Here is a 23,565-nt window from a genome sequence, read left to right on the forward strand (position 1 = left end):
GGGGTATATTCTGAATTTATATGCTTTGTTTGCCATGTTGGTCACTTCCTTTTTCGATCCGTTTGTCCCTGACTTTCAATGTATTTTTTGATTACTTCCATCGGGGCACCGCCCGTTGTGAGCAGGCAAAAACTCTGGCTCCAGAAATGTTCTTTCCATAATTTTTGCTTTATCTGTGGAAATTCTTTTTTCAGAAGTCTGCTGCTTGCACTTTTATATGCGTTTATGAACTTGCTTATTTCTGTATTTGGATGCGCCTTGAAAAGTATATGCACATGGTCTTTATCGTGATTCCATTCTTCAAGGGTGATATTGTAATTTGGAGCAATATACGCAAAGATCTCTTTTGCCCTGCCGGAAATTGCGTCATCAAAAACCTGTCTGCGGTACTTAACCACAAGAACAAGATGATAGTGCAGCAAAAACACTGAATGTGCATTATTATCCAAATCCATTGTATTTCGACCCCTTTCTGCCATTCGACTGATTCTATTATACCATGATTAGAACCCACTATCAAGAAGGTAACGGACGCAATTCATCTCCCACCTTAGAGGTCGGAGTCTTCTTGCTGAAAGAGGATAAAAGTCCGTTTTCTGCTGACTTTTCTTCTTATTATTAGCCAAGCGGATATTCGCAATCCGTTTCGCTACTTGCTCATAACCGAATAACTGCTTCGCAGCTTATCAGGAGTGACTTGTACCACTCCTGATACAAACAAGTCCCAACCCACTGCTTATTGCTCCACGCAATGGAAGCAGGGGACTTGCTTGATTCGATTAAATCACTTTCGTCGTCCACTCCGAGCAGTCCCATACGCTGGTTGCCAGGCCATCATAAAATTCCGGCTCATGGCAGACCATAAGAACAGTTCCTTTGTACTCTTTCAGTGCGTTTTTCAGCTCCTCTTTCGCGTCCACGTCAAGATGGTTCGTCGGCTCGTCGAGGACAAGGAGGTTAGTTTCGCGGTTGATGAGTTTGCAGAGGCGCACTTTTGCCTGCTCGCCGCCGGAAAGGACACGCACCAGGCTTTCAATGTGCTGTGTGGTAAGACCGCATTTGGCAAGCGCTGCGCGGACTTCATACTGGGTATAGGATGGAAATTCTTCCCAGATTTCCTGGATACAGCTGTTGGTGTTGCCTTTTTGCATTTCCTGCTCGAAATATCCGATTTCTAGATAATCGCCAAGCTCCACGTCTCCGCCAAGGGACCGGATCAAACCGAGGATACTCTTTAAGAGTGTTGTTTTTCCGATTCCGTTGGCACCGGTGAGCACGATCTTTTCGCCACGCTCGATCGCAAAGGTCAGCGGTCTGGAGAGCGGTTCTTCATAGCCGATCACAAGTTCTTTTGCAGTCACAACAAAGCGGCCCGAAGTGCGCGCAGTGCGGAAATGAAATTCCGGCTTTGGTTTTTCTTTCGCAAGCTCGATCACATCCATCTTATCCAGCTTCTTCTGCCGTGACATAGCCATATTTCTGGTTGCCACACGGGCTTTATTTCGTGCCACGAAATCCTTCAGTTCACTGATCTCCTGCTGCTGGCGGTTATAGGCAGCTTCCTTCTGCGCTTTTTTGACTGCATAAACCTCCTGGAAGTGATCATAATCACCAACATAACGATTCAGTTCTTTGTTTTCCATATGATAGATCAGATTGACAACACTGTTCAGGAATGGGATATCGTGAGAGATCAGAATGAAAGCATTTTCATACTCTTCAAGGTATCGTTTCAGCCAGGTGATATGTTCCACATCCAGGTAGTTGGTCGGCTCATCCAAAAGAAGGATGTCCGGTTTTTCCAAAAGTAATTTTGCCAGAAGTACCTTCGTTCTCTGTCCGCCGGAAAGTTCGGTGACATCGCGTTCGAGACCGATCTCTTCAAGACCAAGCGCGCGGCCAATCTCTTCTATTCTGGAATCCAGAATATAAAAATCATGTGCATCCATCATCTCCTGGATTACGCCGAGTTCTTCCATCATTGCATTCAGCTCGTCCTCGGAGGCATCGCCCATGGAATCGCAGATCGTGTTCATCCGCTCTTCCATCTCGTACAACCAGGAAAAAGCACTTTTTAACACATCACGGATCGTCATACCTTTTTCCAGAACGGTATGCTGGTCCAGATAGCCGACACGGACGTTTTTTGCCCACTCAACCTTTCCCTCATCCGGCATCAGCTTTCCGGTGATGATGTTCATAAAGGTTGATTTTCCCTCGCCATTTGCACCTACCAGACCGATGTGCTCCCCCTTTAACAGGCGGAACGATACATCTTCAAAAATCGCACGGTCACCGAAGCCGTGGGACAGATGTTCTACATTTAAAATACTCATGCAGTAAGTCTCCTTTTTCTGTTCTATTGAATTCTCCTGATGATTTACTTTTTCCTATCACAATCTGAATCATTATATAGGAAATTTCACCCTTTTGGCAAGCTTTTTCTATCTTATTTACAGGCTTTTATGCCATGCATAGAAGACGCAGCTTTCTGCCGCAAAAAAGAAGAATCCCGTTGAGGAGTTCCGTCACCGTCTCCTCTGTCAGAATTCTTCTCTGTCCTTATGTTCTTACTCCGAAATCAAAGATGATGGGAAGTTTTAAGAACACTTCTTCTTTTGTCCATACACCCACTCCGCATACATTTCTTTTACGGATGGATACACATACTCCACAAGATACTGCGAGTTCTGCATTTCTTCACGCGTAGATTCACCGGAAAGCACAAGGGCTGCAGAAACGCCCGCCATGTTGGCGCACGCAATGTCCGTATAGAGACGGTCTCCTACAAGAACAGCCTCATCTCGGGTTCTGTCTGTCATATCAAGTGCCATCTCAATCATCCGTATGCCTGGTTTTCCGATATAAGTCGGCATGCGGTGGATCGCATGACCGATCATCTCGCAGATGGAACCGCAATCCGGCACGTAGCCGAATTCAATCGGACAAACATAGTCCGGGTTCGTTGCAGCGTAATCGAGCTCCGGGCGCTCTGTCAACAGCCGACAGATATCCGTCAGTTTTTGATACGTCAGTTCATTGTCATAGCTTGCAAGCACACACGCAATTCCTTCTTTTTCCGGATCGCGGGTGGTACACACACCGAAGCTCTCCAATTCCCGGATCAGAGAGTCTGTTCCCAGCACATAGACGGGACGGGATCCATATTTCTGTTTCAGGTAATGAGCTGTCGCAACGGATGCTGTCAGAAAGTTCCCGCTTGTTGTCGGAATGCCCAGCTTTGCAAATTTTTTCCGGTAATCTGCTACGCTCATCGTCGTATTATTTGTAATAAACACATAATCTCCACCGTACTCGGACAGTCCGTTTAAAAACCGGTCTGCTCCCGGAATCAGACGGTTCCCCACGCAGATGGTTCCGTCGATATCCAAAAGGAACAGCTTTTTTTCTCCAATCGGTATCACTTCGCGTTGCGGCAGGAAACGGCCACATCCGGATAATTGGTGATGACTGCGTCAACACCGGCATCCATCAGGCGTTCGATCTCCGCCTTATCATTGACCGTCCACACATGCACTGCAAGATCACTTTCCACATACTGCGGAAGAAAGTCTGCCATCTGCACATGAAAGGTTGCCGGATGAAGAGCTCCTGTTCCGATTTTTTTCGCATAATTCACGACATCGTAAATAACATCTGCGTAGAGGATGCCGGTGCTGGCTTTCGGATCCAGTTCCAGAATTTTTGCAATGCTGTAATGGTTAAAGGAAGAATAAATCACGCGATCTTCCATCTCCATCTCTTTTGTCAGCTCGAGTACCTTTTTTTCCAGGTCTTTATACCAGAAAATACCGGTTTTCAGCTCGACATTGATCGTCATTCCCGTTGGCTTTAATGCTTCATATACTTCGCGAAGCGTCGGAATTTTTACATCCTGATACTCCGGATGTGTCTTATTAAAGTTCAGGATCTTTAATTCCGCAAGCGTATAATCTTTGACAAATCCGCTTCCGTCACTGACCCGGTCGATTTCCTCATCGTGGACAACAACCATCTCGCCATCTTTTGTCAGCTGTACATCCAGCTCCACACCGTCTGCTCCCTGCTCTGCCGCAAGAAGAAACGCTTCCAGTGTATTTTCCGGTGCATATGCACTGGCTCCTCTGTGTGCCCATACTTTTGTTTTCATCTCGTATCTGTCCTCCATTTTCCGTTCCCATTTCCAAACCTGCACTCTTTTCTATCTTTTGTCCCGGCTGCAGCTTTTTTTCTTTTATCGTAAACCCTGAAAATAATTAAAAAAGCGGTACTGACTCTCTTGCATTATTTGGAGGCTTACTATAAATCCGGAAACACGCCGGATTTTTGTCTCCGACGCATTTCCAGTCATATCTGAAAAATCATTTCCGTAACTCGGATCTTCCCCTTCATAGAAACCGTTCAAACACGCTTTGGGAACTCGTTTTTCTTCACTATAGGACGAAATCTTATTTTTGTAAAGTCTGTCTCTTATTCATTCACCAGATTATAATCCTCGATTGAACTGTTGATCTGGGAAGCCATCGATTCTACTGCTTTCTCCGGAGTCTCGTTTCCGTTGATCATATTCTCGATTTCTGTTTCCACAATCTGTCTTGCCTCCGGGAATACAGAGAGAAGTGCGCCGGCATACTGCGGCTTGGAATCGTGCAGCTGATCAATCGCGGTCTGGAACTGCGGATACTGTGCTACATTATCTTTGAAGGTCTGCTCCTCATCGGCGGCTGTTGTAACTGGGAAGTAACCAGTCTCGGCATTCCAGTATGCCTGAGATTCCGGGGAAATCAGGAATTTGATAAATTTCCAGGTAGCAGCTGCTTTCACATCGTCGTTATTGTTCAATGCCCAAAGAGAAGCTCCTCCAATGGAAACACCGCCCTCATCGCCGTCCTTGATTGTCGGGAAATATGCAGTTCCAACCTCGAAGCTTCCGTTGACATCCTGCAAAATCTGCTTCAGAGATGCGGTAGAGCCAAGGGTGATCGCTGCTTTTCCGGAAGTAAAGTCTGTCGTTGCGGTATCACTTCCGGCACGGCCTACGTTTGGTGCAACGTCGGCATCATTCAGGGCTTTCCACTCATTTAAGATGTTGAGCGCTCCGCCGTTGGAATCAAATTCAACCGCAGTAGCAGCAGCATCACGGCCATTTCCATTATCCGCATAGGAAAGTCCCTGTTTGCAGAGCCACTGTTCGAAATACCATCCATAGATGGAGAGTGCCAGCGGTTCACCGGCTCCGCCCTTTGTTTTCAGATCATCACCGATGGCAAGAATTCCTTCCAGGCTTGTAGGAACCTCGGTGATCCCTGCTTTTTCAAACATATCTTTGTTGTAATACAGAATCGGTGTGGACGAATTGAATGGCATCGAGTACAGCTCATTGTTTACCGTATAATAAGCAGCGATATTCGGCTCGATCTGGGAAATATCATAGCCATCTGCATTAATCAGCTCCTGCATCGGAATGACCCAGCCGGAATCAATCATAAAGCGTGTTCCGATATCATAAATCTGTACCAGGTCTGCTCCCATATTTCCGATCTGTGCACTTTTCAGTTTGTTAATCGTATCATCATATTCTCCCTGATAAACCGCCTCAACGGTAATGCCATCGGTATTCTCTTCATTGAATTTATTGACAAGATAATCCATCGCTTCGCCATTGACACCTCCCATGGAATGCCAGAAGGTAATCGTGGTTCCCTTCGTATCCTGGTTTAAGTCCGGTGCTTCTGCTCCATCCGCCGTACTTCCTGCCTCAGTGCTGGCTGTGGTTTCATCTGTTGTCGCACTCTGTGCCTCACTCGTTGTTTTTCCGCCTCCGCATCCGGTAAGCGCCATAGCTGCCATAGAAGCCGCAAGAATTGATGCAATCACTTTTTTCTTCATTTTTTTTTCCTCGTTTTCATACAGTTTTCTATTCTTTTTTCTGTCACAGGAATCAGCCCTTGACTGCTCCCGAAAACATTCCTTTGATTAAGGCCTTCTGGCCCACGATAAAGATGGAAATGGATGGAATGATAATCATTACTACGCCCGCCAGCATCAGGGTAATCGACTGTGCGTCGACGCTGTTCAGCATACTGATACCAATCTGTACGGTACGCTTGCTGTCCGAACCTGTAACCAGCAGCGGCCACATGTACATATTCCATGCATTGATAAAGGTGTAAACCGCCATTGCTCCCATTGCTGACTTTGTCAGCGGCATCAGGATTTTTACGATAAACCGCAGATTACCGCAGCCGTCCAGCTTCGCCGATTCATAAAGCGAAATCGGAAAGGTCATGTAGAACTGGCGGAACAGGAAAATTCCCATTGCAGAGGTAAGAGAAGGCAGGATCAGAACAATATAGGTATCGAGCAGTCCGAGACTTCCTACTGTCAGATAATTGGAAATAATGGTTGCCTCACCCGGCACCATCATGGTCGCCATGACCAGCATAAACAGAACATTTTTTCCTTTGAAGTTCAGGAAAGAGAAGGCAAATGCCGCAAGAGAACACGTTACAATCTGACCCAGTGTAATGCTGCCCGCAACCAAAAATGAATTCAGGACAAAGCGTACCAACGGGATTTTATGAAATGCTTCCACAAAATTTTCCAGTGTCGGATGTTTGGGAACGATATTCATCGCCATTGTGTATAACTCGCCGGACGGCATAAATGCTACGCTGATGGTATAAAGCAGCGGAAACAGCATAAACAGGCAGACAATCAGGTTCATGGTAACCAACGCTGTTTTCTGAATCATTTTCTTTCTTTTTGCTTTTGCATTCATTGCCAGATGCAGTGCCTGCAGCTCCTCTGCAGAATAAGTTTTGGGTCTGGCAATCGTAGTTGCTATCGTAGACATCAGTATTTTACTCCTCTCTTTTCCACGCGGAACATAACCAGGGTAAGCGCCATGACAATCAGAAACAAAACAACGGACTGTGCAGCTGCGCTTCCAAACCGGTAATTAAAAAACGCATCACGGTAAATCGAATATACAATCAGGTTAGTGGATTCTCCCGGTCCTCCCTGTGTCAGGATTTTCACCTGTCCGAATGACTGGAATGCCTGAATAATGTTAACAACCAGTGTGTAAAACATGATTGGAGAAAGTCCCGGCAGTGTCAGCTTAAAAAATTTCTGTACTGCATTCGCGCCATCCACAGAAGCACGCTCATAAATCGAATCGTCGATGTTTCCAAGTCCCGCTGAAAAGTACAGGAAATTGATGCCACTGTTCAGCCATGCCGTGAGGACAGCCACACAGATCAGCGCATATTTCGGATCGCTGACCCAATTAATGCTCACATGCAGCAGTTTGTTTACGATACCGATCGTGGGATTTAAGATAATCTTGAAAATCATGGCGCCTGAGCTCGATGCTACTGCCATTGGGAGTGCATAGGAAGTACTGAATACCCGGATTCCCGGAAAAGCCTTGCTGCAAAGAACTGCTCCCAGAAGGCCAAGCGCCATACTTCCGACTACAACAATCGCCACAAATTCCAGCGTAACCCAGAGGCTGTTGTAAAAGGATGGATTCGATAATAAGCTTTTATAGTTGTCCAGTCCCACATACAATTTCGCTTCTCCAAGCTTGTTTGTCTTATACAGGCTCAGATAAATGGTCTTAATAAACGGATAAAACAGAAAGATGCTAAAGATCACCATACTCGGGATCAGATACATATAAACTTCTGCTTTTTTACACTTTTCGATTACTTTTTTCACTTCTTGCTCCTTCTTATGCTGTTGCACGTTCTTCTTTTTCAACCGGCAGAGATAAAATATTTTCTTCTGTAAACGGATCAAAGATCTGTGCTTTCTCCATATCTGCATACAATGTAATGCTTTCCTTTACAGCAACCGGTGCCTCGGAAGGCACTCTTGCTGTAATCAGATTTCTTCCGGTATTCATATGCAGATACGCTTCTGCACCGATCATCTCCCGCAGGTCAACAAATGCCTTCAACTGATTCTCTTCATAACAGATCTGATGTGCGGAAGCGGTTATTTCGTCCTGTAAATCCTCCGGTCGCAGGCCCAGGATCATCATTTTTCCGAGATAAGCACGGCGAAGCACCATTTCATTCTCTCCTCTGACACGAAGGGTAATTCCTCCGTCTGCCTCCAGATAAACCGCTCCGTTTCTTTCCATCACCATCGTTTCCATAAAATTCATACTCGGAGCTCCGATAAAACCAGCCACAAATTTGTTTGCCGGATGGCGGTAAATCCGCTCCGGTGTATCCGCCTGCTGCACAACACCGTCTTTCATAACAATAATTTTTGTACCAAGCGTCATCGCCTCCGTCTGATCATGGGTAACATAAATCACCGTCGTTTTCAGTTCCTTATGTAATTTTGCCAGCTCCACCCGCATCTGTGCCCGCAGCTTCGCATCCAGATTTGAAAGCGGCTCATCCATTAAAAATGCTTTCGGCCGTCTCATAATTGCGCTTCCAATCGCAACTCTTTGTTTCTGACCACCGGAAAGTGCTGCCGGTCTCCGGTCAAGTAAATGCTCAATTCCAAGCATTTTAGCTGCCTCATGTACCTTTTTATCAACTTCATCCTTGGGCTGTTTCCGGATTTTCAGAGAAAACGCCATGTTTTCATATACCGTCATATTCGGATAAAGCGCGTAGTTCTGAAATACCATCGAAAGATCGCGATCCTTTGCTTCTACATAATTACAAAGCTGTCCATCAATCCAGAGCTCCCCGCTCGTAATCTCCTCAAGACCGGCAATCATCCGAAGCGTCGTCGATTTTCCGCAGCCGGAAGGTCCAACAAAAATCACAAACTCCCGATCCGGTATTTCAAGCGAAAAATCCTGAACCGCATAATGTTCCTTATCATAAGATTTACAGACATTCTTCAACACAATATTTGACATTCGTTTTTCTTCCTCCTCGTCTTGTCGAGATTCATTATACCTTTCCTTCCGTAAAGCCCACTACCACCGCTTTGTAAAATATCCGTTAATAAAATAACCGGTTACTTTACAAAAAATGTCCACATTTTCCCTTATCTCCATCCCCTTCTTTTCCAGCCACTCTTCCAGATCACTCTTTGTAAAATCCCCGAAAATCACCCGCAAAACCAATTTTCAAAACAAATTCTGAATAGCCATTCCTTTTCCCAATACCCAACAGATTATTTTTGACACAAAAAAAACGCCGCAACCCTCAAAGCTGCAGCTCTTTCTCATCACAACATACCATATTCTTCTTTCATGTCAACGCAGTGGGCGCTCCCGCTCCCACATCCGTGTCCGTCCTTCACACAGCCCCGTAACGCACACAAGGGTGATGCGCATTTGCAGGGAGCGTGTAATTCTTAGGTTCTGGCATTTTGCGTTATGCGCCAAAAATCAACTGTCTGAGCGACAGCGAGTTTTGATTTTTGGCGCATGGTTTTAGCAAAATGACAGAGCCTTAGAATTACTAGCTCCCGAAACCGCGCATCACCCTTGTGTGCGTTACGGGGCGTCCGTCCAAACCTATTCCACCGGTTCCGCCGGCACAAACACCCTGCTGTTTTCCTGTTCTTTTGGTTTTTCCGCTCTTTCCGTTGCCTCCCTGCAGAAATACTCCTGTGAATTCACCAGCATCTTTCCGCGCTTATCCGGCTTTGTATACGTTCCGTCTGCCTGTAAAATACTGGCTTTCACATTATCCTTCATCTGGATATCAAGAATATGCATTACTTCTTTCTTGATCTGCTCATCCTCAACCGGGAACACAATCTCCACCCGTTTTTCCAGATTTCGCGGCATCCAGTCCGCGCTTCCCATAAACACCTCTTCATTTCCACCACTGTAGAAGTAGAAAATCCGCGCATGTTCCAGGAAATTGCCGACAATCGAGCGAACGGTAATATTCTCGCTGACACCCGGGATTCCAACCTTCAGGCAACAGATTCCCCGGATAATCAGGTCAATCTTTACTCCGGCTGCCGAAGCACTGTAAAGCGCCGCAATAATATCGCGGTCGCATAACGAGTTCATCTTCGCAATAATATGCGCTTTCTGTCCCTTCTTTGCGTGCTCCTCTTCCATCGCAATCAGATGCAGGAACCGGTCCTTCATCCAGAGCGGTGCAACAATCAGTTTGTTCCAGCGATCCGGCTCCGAATAGCCTGAGAGCATATTAAATACCGCTGTTGCATCCTCACCGATCTTTGCATTGCACGTCAACAGACCACAGTCGGTATACAGCTTTGCCGTAGAATCGTTATAGTTTCCCGTGCCAAGATGTACATATCTGCGAATACCTGTCTCCTCACGCCGAACCACCAGTGTAATCTTACTGTGTGTTTTCAGTCCCAGAAGACCATAAATTACATGGCATCCCGCTTTCTCCAGCATCTTTGCCCAGACAATATTGTTTTCTTCGTCGAACCGTGCCTTTAATTCCACCAGTACGGAAACCTGTTTGCCATTTTCCGCCGCCTGAGCCAGTGCTGCAATAATCGGAGAATTGCCGCTCACACGGTACAGTGTCTGTTTGATCGCCAGTACATCCGGATCCTTTGCTGCCTGTTGTACAAATTGCACGACCGGATCAAACGTCATATAAGGATGATGCAGCAGGATGTCGCCTTTTCGGATGTTTGTAAAAATGTCATCCTCATTCATCAGCGCCGGAACTGCCGCCGGAATATATTTCGGAATTTTATACTCATCAAAGCCGTCGAGCCCATACATTTTCATTAAAAACGTCAAATCGAGCGGTCCCGGAATCCGGAACAGGTCGTCTTCATCGATGTCAAACTCTTTTTCCAGCATCTTCAGGAGCCGCTTATCCATCTTATCTTCCACTTCCAGACGGATCACTTCGCCCCACTGACGTTTTTTAAGCTGCTTCTGGATCTCTTTTAACAGGTCCGAAGCCTCATCCTCATCGATCGAAAGATCTGCATTTCGCATAACACGGTACGGATGCGCGCAGACCACATCGTAGCTTAAGAACAGCTTTCCAATGTTCCGCTCGATGATCTCCTCCAGAAGAATCACATACCGCTGTCCCGTCTTTTCATCCTGCGGAAGCAGAATAAAACGCGGCAGTACCGAAGGAACCTGAACCGTCGCAAATTCCAGTTCTTTCTCCTTTTCCTTCTCCTTGCCTTTCTTCTCTTTCTTATCCTCCGCACGGCTCAGAAGCGAATCCTCTTTCTTCTGCACCAGTGCACCGATATTCAATGTTTTGTTCCGGATCAACGGGAACGGGCGGGCCGAATCCATGGCCATCGGGGTCAGAACCGGGTAAATGTTTTCCTCAAAATAGGAATCCACATACTCCGCCTGCTCCTTCGTCAGCTTCTCGTGCTCACTGATAATCGTAAGGCCAACGTGCTCCAGAGACGGAACCGCCGAGCGATTGTACGTATTGTACTGCAGCTGCACCAGCTCATGCGTCCGTTTGCTGATCTCGGTAAGCTGCTCCTTCGCATCCATGCCGGACAGATCCTTTTTCGTATAGTTTGCATGCACCTGGTCTTTTAGTGAAGCCACACGGACCATATAAAACTCATCCAGATTGGAGGAGGTAATGCTGATAAATTTCAGACGTTCAAACAGCGGAATACTCTTATCCCGCGCCTCGTTTAAAACACGCTCGTCGAAGCTGATCCAGCTCAATTCCCGGTTTCGAAAATATTCCGGTTTCTTATATGGTGCAATATCCATCTTTCTTCGCCTCCTTTTACATCTGCCGTTTCAGTTTGATGACCGGCTGTATGCTGAATACCTCATTGAAGAAATCTAATTTTTCCTGGCACAAACCTTGCTCAAGGGTAAAATCGCGGTTGACCGTGAGCGAAAGCTGCAGCTCGCGCTCCTTTAATGTGGCGCGGATCGCCTGAATCTTCTGCAAATGACTCCGGTCGAGCGCATTCGCCAGACGGACGATTGCGGTCAGTTCGGATACTGTCAGATACTGCTCGGCACTCAAGGACGATTCCATCACCAGCTCATCGTAGGACGGGAGCGTAACCGTGTTGTATCTTGCAATCAATGCCACCATCTCACGCTCAATGTGCGACAATCCGATGATTTCATTTGACATGATAATATTATAGGAAGAATCCGCCACATTATTGAAACTGATGTATTTTCCAACGTCATGCAGCATCACTGCCATCTGGAGAAGCAGCCGTTCGCGCTCTTTCATACCGTGCATCTTTTTCGTCGCATCAAACATGGCAAGCGCTGTCATCTCCAGGTTCTGGACATGCGGACGGTTCACTGCGTACCGTTTTCCGATATTTTTTGCCGCCATCAGAATATCATTTTCGAAATTATGACCGCCTTTCAGCAGTTTCATCTGCTCCGCATACTCGTATGCAATACCACGTGTCATATGCACGCCCGGAATCCAGATATGCTCCGCACCCATCATATCAATCAGACATTTATAAATCACAGCAGACGGATACATCAGTGAAGCGTTTTCCAGCGGAATACCAAGTTTTACGGCGAGCTCCATCGGTGACTGGCGGATAATTTTCTCATACCAGGTATTAAAGTTTTCGCGGGAAATGATTTTTGTCGTTTTTTCTTCAATGTTCTGATAAACACTGTCGGTGAAAACATCGCCGATCAGCATAATGTTTTCAATTTTGCGGTCTTTCAGATACATCTTTTTAAAGCTTGATACTTCGTTCCAGATCAGCTCCTCGACCATCTCTTCGTAATGTTCCGTCTCACTCTGAATTCCGGCAAGACGCTCGCGGATGCGAAGACTTCCCATGCGGATGTTCTGTGTTGTGACAAGTGCATCCTTGTCGAACAGGGAAATCTGAAAACTGCCACCGTCAAGATCGAGAATCGCAGTTCCCTTTTCAATGATCTTGTTAAAATTGTCCTCCATCGCCGCGAGCGCTTTATAGCTAAGAAAACGCTGCTCCGAGTTGGAGAGAACCGTGACAGAAAGACCGGTCAACTGATGAATTTTTCCAAGGACATAGAGACTGTTCGACGCCTCACTGATCGCACTGGATGCCGTTGCACGGTAATCGTCCACGCGATAGCCTTCCATAATCCGCACAAAATCTGCGAGTACACGGCACAGCTCTTCTTCCATTTCCGGGCGAATTTTTCCCAGCGTGTACGTATCTTTTCCAAGCTCCATCCGATGGCAGATCTTATCCACGCTTCGGATACCCTGCTTTTTGGAGATCTCGAAAATCTCCAGAATGACGTCGTAGCTGCCGATATCAATGGCAGCAAATGTGGAATACTGCATATATGCTTTTCCTCCTTCTTTTTCAAAGGATATCCCAAAAAGCCCGCTCCCAATACCAAGCGGACTTTTTGACCTTTTTCTTTTTACTGTTTTCCGAGCAGATAATCGATAAACTGCTGTGCGGTACGGCCGGAAAGACCGCCGTGGGACAGTTCCCATTTGTTCGCTTCTGCCAAAAGCTCTTCCTCACTCAGCGTCACGCCGTATCGTTCGGCCAGTGTGGAAACAATCTTCTGGAATTCTTTCTTATCCGGTGCACCAAAATAAATGCTGACGCCGAAACGGTATACCAGGGACAGCTTCTCCTGTACGGTGTCGGAAGTATGCATATCCTGTCTTGTTCCTTCTTTATCACTGTAATCCTCTTTAATCAGATGGCGACGATTGGAGGTTGCATAAATAAGAATATTGTCCGGACGTTTTTCCAGGCCTCCCTCAATGACAGCTTTCAGGTATTTGTACTCAATCTCAAACTCTTCAAAGGAAAGGTCATCCATGTAAATAATGAATTTATAATTTCTGTTTTTGATCTGTGCAATCAGCTCATTCAGATCCTGAAACTGATGCTTGTAAACCTCGATCATACGAAGTCCCTGATCGTAATATTCATTCAGGATGCCCTTGATGCTGGAGGATTTTCCGGTTCCGGCATCGCCAAAAAGCAGACAGTTGTTTGCTTTCTTGCCCTCGACAAACGCTTTCGTGTTGTCGATCAGCTTCTGCTTTGGAATTTCGTAGCCGACAAGATCAGAAAGGCGCACATCCGGAATGTTGGTAATCGGGATAATCTCAACGTTCTCTCCTGTATGCGCAATACGAAATGCCTTGTGAAGTCCCAGTTTTCCCACTCCGAAATCTTTGTAAAACTGAACCATATCAGCCATAAATTCATCTGCGGATGCAGCCTTTGCCAGACGGATGGCCAGCTCACAGATACGATCCCGGACTTCTTTGTTGAACAGTTTATTCGGACTGTCCGTGTTCTCATAGGAACTGATGACAGAGGCATCGCCGGACTCAAAAATTTCATCAAAAACACAGATATCAAAATCAAACAGTTCTTTGAAACGGACAAAGTCGTGTTTTGCCATCTGGTTGATGCTTCCCTCTACTTTTCCGACAATCTCGCACGAGGTAGAGAATGCATTTTCTTTGTTTACCAGCAGATACGTCAGATAATCATGCCAGAGATTTCCGGAGAAGCCGTAGCGGTTTGCCATCTCGACAAGGCGGTTCAGTGCCTCATAAAACTGCGGCTCATATGCGCTCATATTCTCACGGAACCGGCGGTCCTTCAGGGAAATCTGAGCATTGACCAGTTTTTTGTAGGTCTCCACCAGTATCGTCATATCGCGCAGTACCTCCCCCTCTGCGAAATCGCGGTAGAGGATACATTCTTCTATTCTAATCATCTTTTGTCTCTTCCTTCCTGTCATTTTTCATTTTATTTATGCGAAAAGGCCGCTTGGTACGGCCCTCTCTTCTGGATTAATAATTTCCGAAAATCCGGAATTTCGCGGATTCTGCCTGCAATCCGCGCAGTGCGTTTTTGACTGCCGGATCGCTTAAGTTCCCCTCGAAATCCACGAAGAAACGGTACTCCCATTTCCGCTGCGGAATCGGGCGGGACTCGATTTTGGTCATGTTCAGATCGTTGTAAATAAAATGTGCCAGTGCATTGTAAAGAGAACCGCTTTGATGCGGCAGTTCCATGCATACGCTGATTTTCTGTGCATCCTTTACAAAGCGTTTCTGACCGGAAATAATAACAAAGCGTGTCGTATTGCCCCGGGCGTCAAAAATGCCTTCTTTTAAGATCTGCAGTCCGAAGTGTTCTGCTGCATATGGGCTTCCGACGGCTGCCATCGTCAAATCACCGCTCTCAGATACTTCTTTTGCAGCGGCGGCCGTATTCAGTCGTTCCTCTGTTTTCCAGTTTTCATTGGAATCGAGAAAACGGCGGCACTGGGCCAGTGCCTGCGGGTGGGAAATCACGGTACGGATGTCCTCAACTTTCGCACCCGGCAGTGCCATCAGCACATGCTCGACCGGCAGCTCCTGCTCGCCGACGATGTAGTGCGGGTATTCCACGAGAAGATCGTAAATGTCGGATACGATGCCTGCGGTGGAGTTCTCGATCGGAAGCACAGCGTAATCAGCCTCGCCCTTTGTGATCGCCTCCATCGCCTCTTTCCAGGTGTCTACGTGGAAACTGGTGATCGTATCATCGAAAAATTCTTTCATGGCACCGAAACTGTAGGCGCCCTCCACACCCTGGAAAACAACTCTTTTGCCGTGTGTCGGGAGGTGGTCAACCTGCGTGTAATCGGTCATCTCCTCGCCGCCGTTTTCTGTCAGCAGCTGATACTGACGCTTCCGGCTGATCGACATGATCTGCTGGAACAGCTCCTGGATGCCTTTTATATTGAATGCATTTGTTCCCTCGCCTGTCAGCTTTTCCAGCTTCTGGCGCTCACGTTCCGCATCAAAAACGGCTTTTCCTGTCTCTATCTTGTACTGCGCAACCTCCGCCGTCAGCGCCATCCGGTGCTGGAACAGGCGGACGATCTCGTCATCGGTGGCATCGATCTCGTCGCGGATTTTTCCTAAGTCTAGCATATCTGGTCCTCCTGATACTCTGCATTTGTTGCAGATATCAATATTTTACTCCATCTCCGTTTAATTTACAAGAAAAGATCTTCCGAAATTCGGCTTTTGTACAATCTTTTTCCTTTTTGACTGCTATTTCACTTTATTTTTTCACATTTCATATTACTCTGCTTTTCGACCTTTTTCCTGCCATTTTTTATCTTGCATTTATCCTGTTTTTGTGTTAAGGTGGAACACAGAAAAAATAAGTTACTGTTCACTCAGCAGGGAAACACCTGCTGTTTCGCTGCGTAAGAAAGTGATTCAGGCGTGAGCAGCCCTCCTTTTGCGAAGCAAAACTTTAAATGAGGGCTGCGAATGTTACCGTTCGCAGGGAACCTGTGAACGGTAACAAAAATAAGGATCTTCATAGGAGGTAATATATGCGACACTTAATGAGTCCCCTTGATTTCTCGGTCGAAGAACTGGATCAGTTAATGGATCTGGCGAACGATATTGAAAAGAACCCGGAGAAATATGCACATGCCTGCGATGGCAAAAGACTTGCTACTTTATTTTATGAACCAAGCACACGCACCCGTCTCAGCTTTGAGGCTGCCATGATGAATCTTGGCGGTACTGTTCTTGGTTTTTCTTCTGCCAATTCTTCTTCCGCTTCCAAAGGTGAAAGCGTAGCCGACACCATCCGCGTGGTATCCTGCTTTGCAAATATTTGTGCCATGCGTCATCCGAAAGAAGGCGCTCCGCTCGTTGCATCGATGTACTCCCGTATTCCTGTGATCAACGCAGGTGATGGCGGACATCAGCATCCGACGCAGACTCTTACCGATCTTCTCACCATCCGTTCTTTAAAGGGTCGCCTGAACAATCTTACCATCGGCTTCTGCGGTGATCTTAAATTCGGCAGAACGGTTCATTCCCTGATTGAAGCGCTGGTTCGTTATACCGGCATTAAAATTGTATTAATCTCCCCGGAGGAGCTTCGTCTCCCGGATTACATCCGTGATGATGTGCTGCGGGCGAACAATGTTCCATTTGAGGAAGTTATTAAAATGGAAGATGTTCTCCCGAAGCTGGATGTTCTTTATATGACCCGTGTCCAGAAAGAACGTTTCTTCAACGAGGATGATTACATCCGCATGAAGGATTTCTATATTCTGGAACAGTCCAAAATGGATCTTGCTTCTCCGGAAATGCTGGTTCTGCATCCGCTGCCGCGTGTCAATGAGATCTCCGTTGACGTGGATAATGACCCGCGCGCTGCTTACTTTAAACAGGTTCAGTACGGTGTTTATGCACGTATGGCCCTGATTCTGACGCTGCTGAACATCAAAGTCGATTAAGAAAGGAGCATCTTTCGCTATGCTGAACGTAGGACGTATTGAAGAGGGCTTCGTGCTCGACCATATTAAAGCAGGAAAGGCTATGACCATTTACCATGATCTGGGACTGGACAAGCTGGACTGTACCGTAGCCATTATTAAAAATGCCAAAAGTGAAAAAATGGGAAAAAAGGACATTCTGAAAGTTGAGTGTTCGGTTGATAAGATGGATCTTGACATCTTAGGCTTTATCGATCACAATATCACTGTCAATGTCATTAAAGACGGCGAGATTACGGAGAAAAAAGAACTTCATCTGCCGAAACAGGTGGTTGATGTGATTAAATGTAAAAACCCGCGCTGTATCACCTCTATTGAGCAGGGATTAAAACATGTCTTTATCCTGGCTGACCCGGAAAAAGAGGTTTACCGTTGCAAATACTGTGATGAGAAGTATACAGGAAACAGAAATAAATAAGAGCTGTACGGCAAAGCGCCCGGAACCACGTTCGGTTTCGGGCGCTTTCTTTTATCTTTCCTATGCAGTTTTTGCTTCTTTCGAACCGAGGCACACAATCAGCCAGCCGATGAAGGCCGCAAGAGATGCGCAGATCAGCATCGCGCCAACACCGGCTGCATCGATAAGCCAGCCGCCAAACAGGGAGCTCATTACATTTCCTGCGGTGATGGTCATCGCCATATATGCCTGTCCTTTAATCGAATCCTGCGGCTCCATGATGCCGTCCACGTAATAGACGCAGGCGACGTTGATCAGCGCCCAGCCGAACATCTGGAACGGCTGAACAGCGTAGTATGTCGGAATATTAAAGGCCAGGAAGGTTCCTATGCTTTTCAGGACAAAAAACAGGCCGGAGAGACGGAGCCAGAAAACACTGCTCTTCTTTTTCAGCAGATAGCCGAACAGAAACATCGTTGGCAGCTCGGAAACTGCAGAGATGGTCATCGCATTTCCCATCTCACCGCTGCCACCACCTTTTGCCATTGCAATCTGATAATTGAAGCTGTTAATCAGGCTATGTGACATAAAGATCAGAATGCAGCCAAGCAGTACTACCACGAAGGACGGATACCGTTTCAGAAAATCGACCGGACCGGCTGCTCCTGTCTCTTCTTTTTCTGCTTCTGCTTTTTTCCTGTCCTTTTTAAACGGAAAGCGAAATACACAGATGAGGAAAAGAATGGTCAGTGCGATAGCCCAGATCGGAATCATGTCTGCTCCAAAGGATGCGGTCAGCCGGCCGAGCAGCCATGATGCAATCGCATATGCAACGGAACCCATGCCGCGCCCGATTCCGTAATCAAGTTCCTCTCCCTGGCGGATCGTCTCCATACCAAGAGAATTAACGAACGGAATCATCAGCATCAGCATCGTAATGCTTGCGCCGTACAGCAGTGTCCTTACCACCATAGAACTGCTTTCTGCCGTTGCAGCAAGGGAAATGATAAGAACAAGCTGAATCAGGTTCGCTCCAAGGAGCATTGTTCGTACGGACGGGCTTTCCGGCCGATCTGCGTAGGATGCCAGCGCAGGCTGCAGAACCGCTGACACGATACAGCCAACTGCCGTCAGAAGGCCGATTTGTGTGTTTGTGAAGCCTTTTTCAAGAAGATAAACGCTGGCATACCCCATCAGTGCCGCGTATCCCATCCAGTAGCAGCCCTGAATCGTGCCGTAGCGCACGGACAGGTGTTTTTTCATGTTTTTGTCCCCCTTTTTCTACAACTTTTCCCTTATCGTAGCGTATTCTACAGAAAATGGCAACTCAAAATCAACAATAAAACTATTTAGATTTTTTTCGAAATGCTTATTGACTTTTCGCTTTCCATGTGATAAAAAGTATTTAGATGAATTTCTAATTAGATTGTATTCATACTAATGTACTCTCGGAGTCTTTCTGTGCTTGATTTTGTGAGATGATTTTTTGTCAGTTGTGCCCAAATTTCTGAGGCGTACGCGGTGCGTACGTTGATGAAATTCGGGTGCAACTGGCGGAAAATCAGCCGCAAAAGCAAGTGCAGAAAGATTCCGAGAGTACATACTACTGGAAAGGAGGTTCCATGGCATTCGCAGAAACGTTTAAAGCTCTCTCCGATCCTGTCCGGCGAAGGATTCTGGAGCTTCTGAAAAACGAAAGACTTTCTGCCGGGGAGATCGGATCGCACTTTGATATGGCAGGTGCAACCATCTCCTACCATCTCGGTATTCTGAAAAAAGCAGACCTTGTGCTGGAATCCCGGGAGAAAAATTTTATTTATTATGAACTGAACACTTCCGTCCTGGAAGAAATCATGCTCTGGATTTCAGAGCTCAAAGGAGGCACTTCTGATGTGGAAAAAATATAAAACAACACTGATTCTGACAACACTCATTTCTCTTTTTCCGATGGTGATCGGACTTCTGCTCTGGAATCGCATGCCGGACACCATTGCCACCCATTTTGGCACAAACAATGTTCCAAACGGCTGGAGCAGCAAAACGATGGCAGTGATCGGTATTCCTCTGTTTCTTGCCGCTCTGCAGATTTTTACCGCTGTTCTCACTTTTTCTGATCCGAAGCGGCAGAACATCGGCCCGAAGATGATCCGTCTTGTTCTGTGGATCATACCTGTAACCTCCCTGATAATCTGCTGCTCCATCTACGCAAACGCAGTCGGCATCGCAGTTGATATCGGTTTTGTTAGCAATGGGATTGTCGGCCTTCTCTTTATTCTCATCGGCAATTACATGCCAAAATGCAAACAGAACTACACAACCGGCATCAAGGTTCCATGGACCCTTCACAGTCAGGAAAACTGGAACCGCACTCACCGCCTCGCCGGCTGGGTTTGGATCATCGGCGGCGTTGCCATGATCGTAAACAGCTTTCTGCAGCTTGAATGGATTTTATTTCTCACGATCGCAGCGCTGGTTTTGATTCCGATCGGATATTCCTTTCTCCTGTTTCAGAAAGGAATCTAAACCCGGAGAATTTTTTATAAGAAAATTCAACGAAGTTTCCTGTTTAAAAAAGCTTCTGTTCTTCCCTTTTTCCGGGAGGAACAGAAGCTTTTTTATTTCGCGATTTTTATATCTATAAGGAAATGATTCCTATTTTTATACTTATTCTACTGGATGCAGATTTTTCAATGATACATCAAGAATCGGTGCAGAATGCGTCAGTGCACCGCTGGAAACATAGTCTACGCCGGTGTCGAGGATCGTGGCGATATTTTCTTTTGTCACATTTCCGGAGCACTCGGTTTTTGCTCTGCCGTTGATGACGGCTACCGCCTCTTTCATCTGTGCTGGAGTCATATTGTCGAGCATGATAATGTCGGCACCTGCATCTGCTGCTTCGCGGACCATATCAATATTTTCGCACTCGACTTCAATCTTGCGCACAAACGGAGCATAATCACGTGCCATCTCGATCGCTTTTGTGACACTGCCTGCAGCTCCGATATGATTGTCCTTTAACAGAACGCCGTCGGACAGATTATAGCGGTGATTCTGGCCGCCGCCGATTTTGACTGCATATTTTTCAAAAATACGCATATTCGGGGTCGTTTTTCTGGTATCGAGAAGGGTCGTTTTGGAACCTTCGAGCAGCTTCGCAACGCTTCTCGTATACGTTGCGATTCCGCTCATCCGCTGCAGATAATTGAGCGCGGTTCTCTCACCGGACAGCAGAACACGGATATCGCCGTTTACGGTTGCGAGCAGATCGCCTTTTTTGACTTCATCTCCGTCTTTCACATACGGAATAATCTCGGTTTTCTCATCGAGCAGAGTAAATACTCTTGCAAATACTTCCATACCGGCAATGATGCCGTCCTGTTTGCAGAGAAGCTGTACCGTTCCCTGGCAGGCTTCTGGCATGACAGCATTCGTGGTTACATCTTCACTGGAGATATCTTCCTGCAGCGCCAACAGCAGCAGATTATCCACATTTAGTGTTCTTGTGATTGGATTCATATTTGTCTTCCTTTCTGATCGCATCCCAGATGCTCTCTTTGCAGCGTTCTGCATATTCTTCCATATCCTGGTAATCTTCTTTTCTAATATCGTACCGTTTTGCAAGGAGCTTCCATTCATCTTCCTTCGGCTCCGTTGCCGTTTCTTTGCGGTCTGCGTTCTCTACAAGACCCTCTGCGGCCCATTCGGCAGCCATCTTCTTTGCCGCGCGCTCTGCGAATACAAGGCTCTCCAGCAGAGAATTGCTTGCCAGACGGTTTGCACCGTGCACGCCGTTGCAGCTCGTCTCACCTGCTGCATACAGATGATCCATCGTCGTTTCGCTATTGCTGTCTACCTTGACGCCACCCATAAAGTAATGCTGGGCCGGTACAACCGGGATCGGTTCTTTTGTGATATCATATCCCTCTTCCAGGCATTTCTGGTAAATATTCGGGAACCGTTCTTTTACATCGAGCGGAATCGTTTTCAGAGAAAGCCATACGTGCTTCGTGTGGTCCTTTTCCATCTGGCGGTGGATCTCACGGGATACCACGTCACGCGGCTGCAGTTCATCGGTGAAACGCTCGCCATTTTTATCGAGCAGTACAGCGCCCTCTCCGCGGACAGATTCGGAAATCAGGAAACGGCGGCCTTTCTTTTGGGAATACAGCGTTGTTGGGTGAATCTGTACGTAATTGACATTTTTCAGCGCTACGTTCCTGTGAATTGCAATTGCAAGTGCATCTCCTGTCAGATGCGGGAAGTTCGTGGAATTATCGTAAATTCCGCCGATACCGCCGCATGCCCAGATCACATCCCTGGCATAAACCGGAATCAGCTTTCCTTCTTCATCCCGGATCAGAACACCCTCGCAGACATTTTTGCAGGAAAGAATATCACACATTTCCGTGTGCGCAAGAAGCGTCACGTTCGGCAGCTTTTTTACCTGCGCGAGAAGCTTGCTCGTAATCTCCTTTCCGGTTACATCGTCGTGGAACAAGATGCGATTGGTAGAATGTGCGCCTTCTTTCGTATAGCAGAGTTCCCCGTTCTCATCGCGACGGAAATCCACACCCCAGGCGATGAGCTGATTGATAACATTTCGGGAAGAACGGATCATAATGTCGACGGATTCCGGCGTATTTTCGTAGTGCCCGGCATGCATCGTATCTTCATAGAACGCATCGTAATCGCTCTCGTTTTTCAGAACACAGATACCGCCCTGTGCGAGGAAGGAGTCGCTGTCCTCGGTATCTGCTTTTGTTATCATCAGAATATCGGCTTCCTGGGGCAGATGAAGTGCCGCAAAGCATCCTGCCACACCGCATCCTACAATCACTGCATCATAATACTTTTTCATTTCGTTTCCTCTTTTCCGCTTCTGCGTTCTGCTTATTTTGTTACTTTGCAAGCTCGAGCATTCTTAACAGCGGCGCATGTGCGTCTGAAATTTCCTGTTCGCTTAACAGAACTTCATTCTCCTCGTTTTCCAGTGCTTCTATTAATTTGTCCAATGTCACTTTTTTCATATTTGGGCAGATCTGCGTATTTCCCACTGCATAAAACTTCTTATCCGGGCAGCGCTTTTTCAGCTCCGCGAAAACACCAAGCTCGGTTGCAACGAGAAACTCGGTATCTTTACTTGCCTCGGCATATTTGATGATGCCTGCGGTGCTTCCGACATAATCGGCAAGTGCAACGACTTCACTTCTGCACTCCGGGTGAACGAGAAGCTTTGCCTGCGGGCGCGCTTCCTTTGCAGCCTTTGTAGCTTCCGGGCGGATGGCAGCATGTACGTGGCAGAAACCGTCATTTAAGATGATATGTTTCTCCGGCACCTGCTCAGCCACATAGGTACCAAGATGCTCATCAGGGATAAAGAAGATGTCGTGGTTCGGCAGTTCTTTTACAATTTTTACTGCGTTGGAGGAGGTGACACAGACGTCGGAATGACTTTTTAATTCCGCGGTGGAATTGACATAGCATACGACAGCCACATCCGGGTACTCTTGCCGGACTTCCTTGATTTTTTCAATCTCTGCCATGTGAGCCATCGGGCAGTCGGCATGCAGATCCGGGAGCAGTACTTTTTTGCCCGGGTTTAAGATTTTGGCGCTCTCACCCATGAAACGAACGCCGCAGAGAACGATGACACTGGCGTCCACTTTCGTCGCCATGTCGCTTAAGTAATACGAATCCCCGATGTAATCGGCAATTTCCTGCACCTCATCCGGCACGTAATAGTGTGCCATGATGACAGCATTTTTTTCTTTCTTTAATGCTTCCAGCTTTTCTCTTCTGGTATCCATTGGTTTTGTTTCCTTCCTATTTTTACTATAACGATTCAGAACCCTGAATAGTGATATTTTTTTAACACTTTAGCGCTTAGTATACCACAACTTTTGTCATGTGACAAGACAGTTGTAATATC

Annotated in this window: 20 protein-coding genes; 4 read left to right on the forward strand and 16 right to left on the reverse strand. The window is 46.7% G+C overall.

What is annotated here, in order from left to right:
* Positions 1 to 41 precede the first annotated feature (41 nt).
* The 12 genes from tnpA to pheA form a co-directional block, all read right to left on the reverse strand.
* Entirely contained in the window at positions 42 to 455 is a 414-nt protein-coding gene (tnpA, locus tag I2G42_RS12520; RefSeq protein WP_055222090.1) for an IS200/IS605 family transposase, read from the reverse strand.
* 324 nt (positions 456 to 779) lie between these two features.
* Complete coding sequence (locus I2G42_RS12525) at positions 780 to 2,336, reverse strand: ABC-F family ATP-binding cassette domain-containing protein (protein ID WP_195531119.1); 1,557 nt, start codon at positions 2,334 to 2,336, stop codon at positions 780 to 782.
* A 264-nt stretch (positions 2,337 to 2,600) separates the two neighbouring features.
* On the reverse strand, positions 2,601 to 3,425 hold the full coding sequence (locus I2G42_RS12530; protein ID WP_330611340.1) for an HAD-IIA family hydrolase: 825 nt from the start codon (positions 3,423 to 3,425) through the stop codon (positions 2,601 to 2,603).
* A complete protein-coding gene (locus I2G42_RS12535; RefSeq protein ID WP_195531120.1) occupies positions 3,422 to 4,150 on the reverse strand; it encodes a glycerophosphodiester phosphodiesterase in 729 nt (242 codons plus the stop codon). Before I2G42_RS12535 ends, I2G42_RS12530 begins: the two co-directional genes overlap by 4 nt.
* A 320-nt stretch (positions 4,151 to 4,470) precedes the next feature.
* On the reverse strand, positions 4,471 to 5,889 hold the full coding sequence (locus tag I2G42_RS12540; RefSeq protein ID WP_022462395.1) for an ABC transporter substrate-binding protein: 1,419 nt from the start codon (positions 5,887 to 5,889) through the stop codon (positions 4,471 to 4,473).
* 52 nt (positions 5,890 to 5,941) lie between these two features.
* Positions 5,942 to 6,754, reverse strand: a complete 813-nt coding sequence (locus I2G42_RS12545; RefSeq protein ID WP_373142031.1) for a carbohydrate ABC transporter permease — start codon at positions 6,752 to 6,754, stop codon at positions 5,942 to 5,944.
* 101 nt (positions 6,755 to 6,855) lie between these two features.
* A complete protein-coding gene (locus tag I2G42_RS12550) occupies positions 6,856 to 7,683 on the reverse strand; it encodes a carbohydrate ABC transporter permease (protein ID WP_118697757.1) in 828 nt (275 codons plus the stop codon).
* A gap of 55 nt (positions 7,684 to 7,738) precedes the next feature.
* Entirely contained in the window at positions 7,739 to 8,893 is a 1,155-nt protein-coding gene (locus I2G42_RS12555; protein WP_022462392.1) for an ABC transporter ATP-binding protein, read from the reverse strand.
* Between the two features lie 606 nt (positions 8,894 to 9,499).
* Entirely contained in the window at positions 9,500 to 11,686 is a 2,187-nt protein-coding gene (locus tag I2G42_RS12560; protein ID WP_118742178.1) for an RNA degradosome polyphosphate kinase, read from the reverse strand.
* Positions 11,687 to 11,702: 16 nt separating this feature from the next.
* Entirely contained in the window at positions 11,703 to 13,244 is a 1,542-nt protein-coding gene (locus I2G42_RS12565; protein WP_117510294.1) for a Ppx/GppA phosphatase family protein, read from the reverse strand.
* A gap of 83 nt (positions 13,245 to 13,327) precedes the next feature.
* Positions 13,328 to 14,656, reverse strand: a complete 1,329-nt coding sequence (locus tag I2G42_RS12570) for an ATP-binding protein (RefSeq protein ID WP_117813991.1) — start codon at positions 14,654 to 14,656, stop codon at positions 13,328 to 13,330.
* A gap of 76 nt (positions 14,657 to 14,732) precedes the next feature.
* Positions 14,733 to 15,863, reverse strand: a complete 1,131-nt coding sequence (gene pheA / locus I2G42_RS12575) for a prephenate dehydratase (protein ID WP_195531122.1) — start codon at positions 15,861 to 15,863, stop codon at positions 14,733 to 14,735.
* A 413-nt stretch (positions 15,864 to 16,276) separates the two neighbouring features.
* Between pheA and pyrB the strand changes: the two genes are divergently transcribed.
* Both pyrB and I2G42_RS12585 read left to right on the forward strand, forming a co-directional pair.
* Positions 16,277 to 17,197: an aspartate carbamoyltransferase gene (pyrB, locus tag I2G42_RS12580; RefSeq protein ID WP_195531123.1), complete on the forward strand. Its 921-nt coding sequence runs from the start codon at positions 16,277 to 16,279 to the stop codon at positions 17,195 to 17,197.
* Positions 17,198 to 17,216: 19 nt separating this feature from the next.
* Positions 17,217 to 17,654: an aspartate carbamoyltransferase regulatory subunit gene (locus I2G42_RS12585; protein ID WP_022462761.1), complete on the forward strand. Its 438-nt coding sequence runs from the start codon at positions 17,217 to 17,219 to the stop codon at positions 17,652 to 17,654.
* 60 nt (positions 17,655 to 17,714) lie between these two features.
* Here I2G42_RS12585 and I2G42_RS12590 read toward each other — a convergent pair whose 3' ends face one another.
* Entirely contained in the window at positions 17,715 to 18,896 is a 1,182-nt protein-coding gene (locus I2G42_RS12590) for an MFS transporter (protein ID WP_022462760.1), read from the reverse strand.
* A 359-nt stretch (positions 18,897 to 19,255) separates the two neighbouring features.
* Between I2G42_RS12590 and I2G42_RS12595 the strand changes: the two genes are divergently transcribed.
* A complete protein-coding gene (locus I2G42_RS12595) occupies positions 19,256 to 19,540 on the forward strand; it encodes an autorepressor SdpR family transcription factor (protein WP_022462759.1) in 285 nt (94 codons plus the stop codon).
* The gene (locus I2G42_RS12600; protein WP_055267355.1) at positions 19,524 to 20,156 is read left to right on the forward strand and encodes an SdpI family protein; all 633 of its coding nucleotides are present in this window, start codon (positions 19,524 to 19,526) and stop codon (positions 20,154 to 20,156) included. Before I2G42_RS12595 ends, I2G42_RS12600 begins: the two co-directional genes overlap by 17 nt.
* Before the next feature lie 141 nt (positions 20,157 to 20,297).
* On the opposite strand, the gene nadC is transcribed toward I2G42_RS12600, so the two are convergent.
* From nadC to nadA, 3 genes are read right to left on the reverse strand one after another with little or no spacing between them, the layout of a single operon-like run.
* Entirely contained in the window at positions 20,298 to 21,152 is an 855-nt protein-coding gene (nadC, locus tag I2G42_RS12605; RefSeq protein WP_118666842.1) for a carboxylating nicotinate-nucleotide diphosphorylase, read from the reverse strand.
* Positions 21,118 to 22,494, reverse strand: coding sequence for an L-aspartate oxidase (locus tag I2G42_RS12610; protein WP_195531124.1), 1,377 nt, complete (start codon positions 22,492 to 22,494; stop codon positions 21,118 to 21,120). The genes nadC and I2G42_RS12610 overlap by 35 nt, the downstream gene beginning before the upstream one ends.
* A 40-nt stretch (positions 22,495 to 22,534) precedes the next feature.
* Positions 22,535 to 23,443, reverse strand: a complete 909-nt coding sequence (gene nadA / locus I2G42_RS12615) for a quinolinate synthase NadA (RefSeq protein WP_055228380.1) — start codon at positions 23,441 to 23,443, stop codon at positions 22,535 to 22,537.
* Between the last annotated feature and the right edge of the window lie 122 nt (positions 23,444 to 23,565).

Origin of the sequence: Fusicatenibacter saccharivorans (assembly GCF_015557635.1) — a bacterium.
GTDB lineage: Bacteria > Bacillota > Clostridia > Lachnospirales > Lachnospiraceae > Fusicatenibacter > Fusicatenibacter saccharivorans.

Bases quoted from the DNA above. Each gene is read 5' to 3' on its own strand.
- tnpA (WP_055222090.1), bottom strand. From the start codon at position 455: ATGGATTTGGATAATAATGCACATTCAGTGTTTTTGCTGCACTATCAT.
- I2G42_RS12525 (WP_195531119.1), bottom strand. From the start codon at position 2,336: ATGAGTATTTTAAATGTAGAACATCTGTCCCACGGCTTCGGTGACCGT.
- I2G42_RS12535 (WP_195531120.1), bottom strand. From the start codon at position 4,150: ATGAAAACAAAAGTATGGGCACACAGAGGAGCCAGTGCATATGCACCG.
- I2G42_RS12540 (WP_022462395.1), bottom strand. From the start codon at position 5,889: ATGAAGAAAAAAGTGATTGCATCAATTCTTGCGGCTTCTATGGCAGCT.
- I2G42_RS12545 (WP_373142031.1), bottom strand. From the start codon at position 6,754: ATGATTCAGAAAACAGCGTTGGTTACCATGAACCTGATTGTCTGCCTG.
- I2G42_RS12550 (WP_118697757.1), bottom strand. From the start codon at position 7,683: ATGTATCTGATCCCGAGTATGGTGATCTTTAGCATCTTTCTGTTTTAT.
- I2G42_RS12555 (WP_022462392.1), bottom strand. From the start codon at position 8,893: ATGTCAAATATTGTGTTGAAGAATGTCTGTAAATCTTATGATAAGGAA.
- I2G42_RS12560 (WP_118742178.1), bottom strand. From the start codon at position 11,686: ATGGATATTGCACCATATAAGAAACCGGAATATTTTCGAAACCGGGAA.
- I2G42_RS12565 (WP_117510294.1), bottom strand. From the start codon at position 13,244: ATGCAGTATTCCACATTTGCTGCCATTGATATCGGCAGCTACGACGTC.
- I2G42_RS12570 (WP_117813991.1), bottom strand. From the start codon at position 14,656: ATGATTAGAATAGAAGAATGTATCCTCTACCGCGATTTCGCAGAGGGG.
- pheA (WP_195531122.1), bottom strand. From the start codon at position 15,863: ATGCTAGACTTAGGAAAAATCCGCGACGAGATCGATGCCACCGATGAC.
- pyrB (WP_195531123.1), top strand. From the start codon at position 16,277: ATGCGACACTTAATGAGTCCCCTTGATTTCTCGGTCGAAGAACTGGAT.
- I2G42_RS12585 (WP_022462761.1), top strand. From the start codon at position 17,217: ATGCTGAACGTAGGACGTATTGAAGAGGGCTTCGTGCTCGACCATATT.
- I2G42_RS12590 (WP_022462760.1), bottom strand. From the start codon at position 18,896: ATGAAAAAACACCTGTCCGTGCGCTACGGCACGATTCAGGGCTGCTAC.
- I2G42_RS12595 (WP_022462759.1), top strand. From the start codon at position 19,256: ATGGCATTCGCAGAAACGTTTAAAGCTCTCTCCGATCCTGTCCGGCGA.
- I2G42_RS12600 (WP_055267355.1), top strand. From the start codon at position 19,524: ATGTGGAAAAAATATAAAACAACACTGATTCTGACAACACTCATTTCT.
- nadC (WP_118666842.1), bottom strand. From the start codon at position 21,152: ATGAATCCAATCACAAGAACACTAAATGTGGATAATCTGCTGCTGTTG.
- I2G42_RS12610 (WP_195531124.1), bottom strand. From the start codon at position 22,494: ATGAAAAAGTATTATGATGCAGTGATTGTAGGATGCGGTGTGGCAGGA.
- nadA (WP_055228380.1), bottom strand. From the start codon at position 23,443: ATGGATACCAGAAGAGAAAAGCTGGAAGCATTAAAGAAAGAAAAAAAT.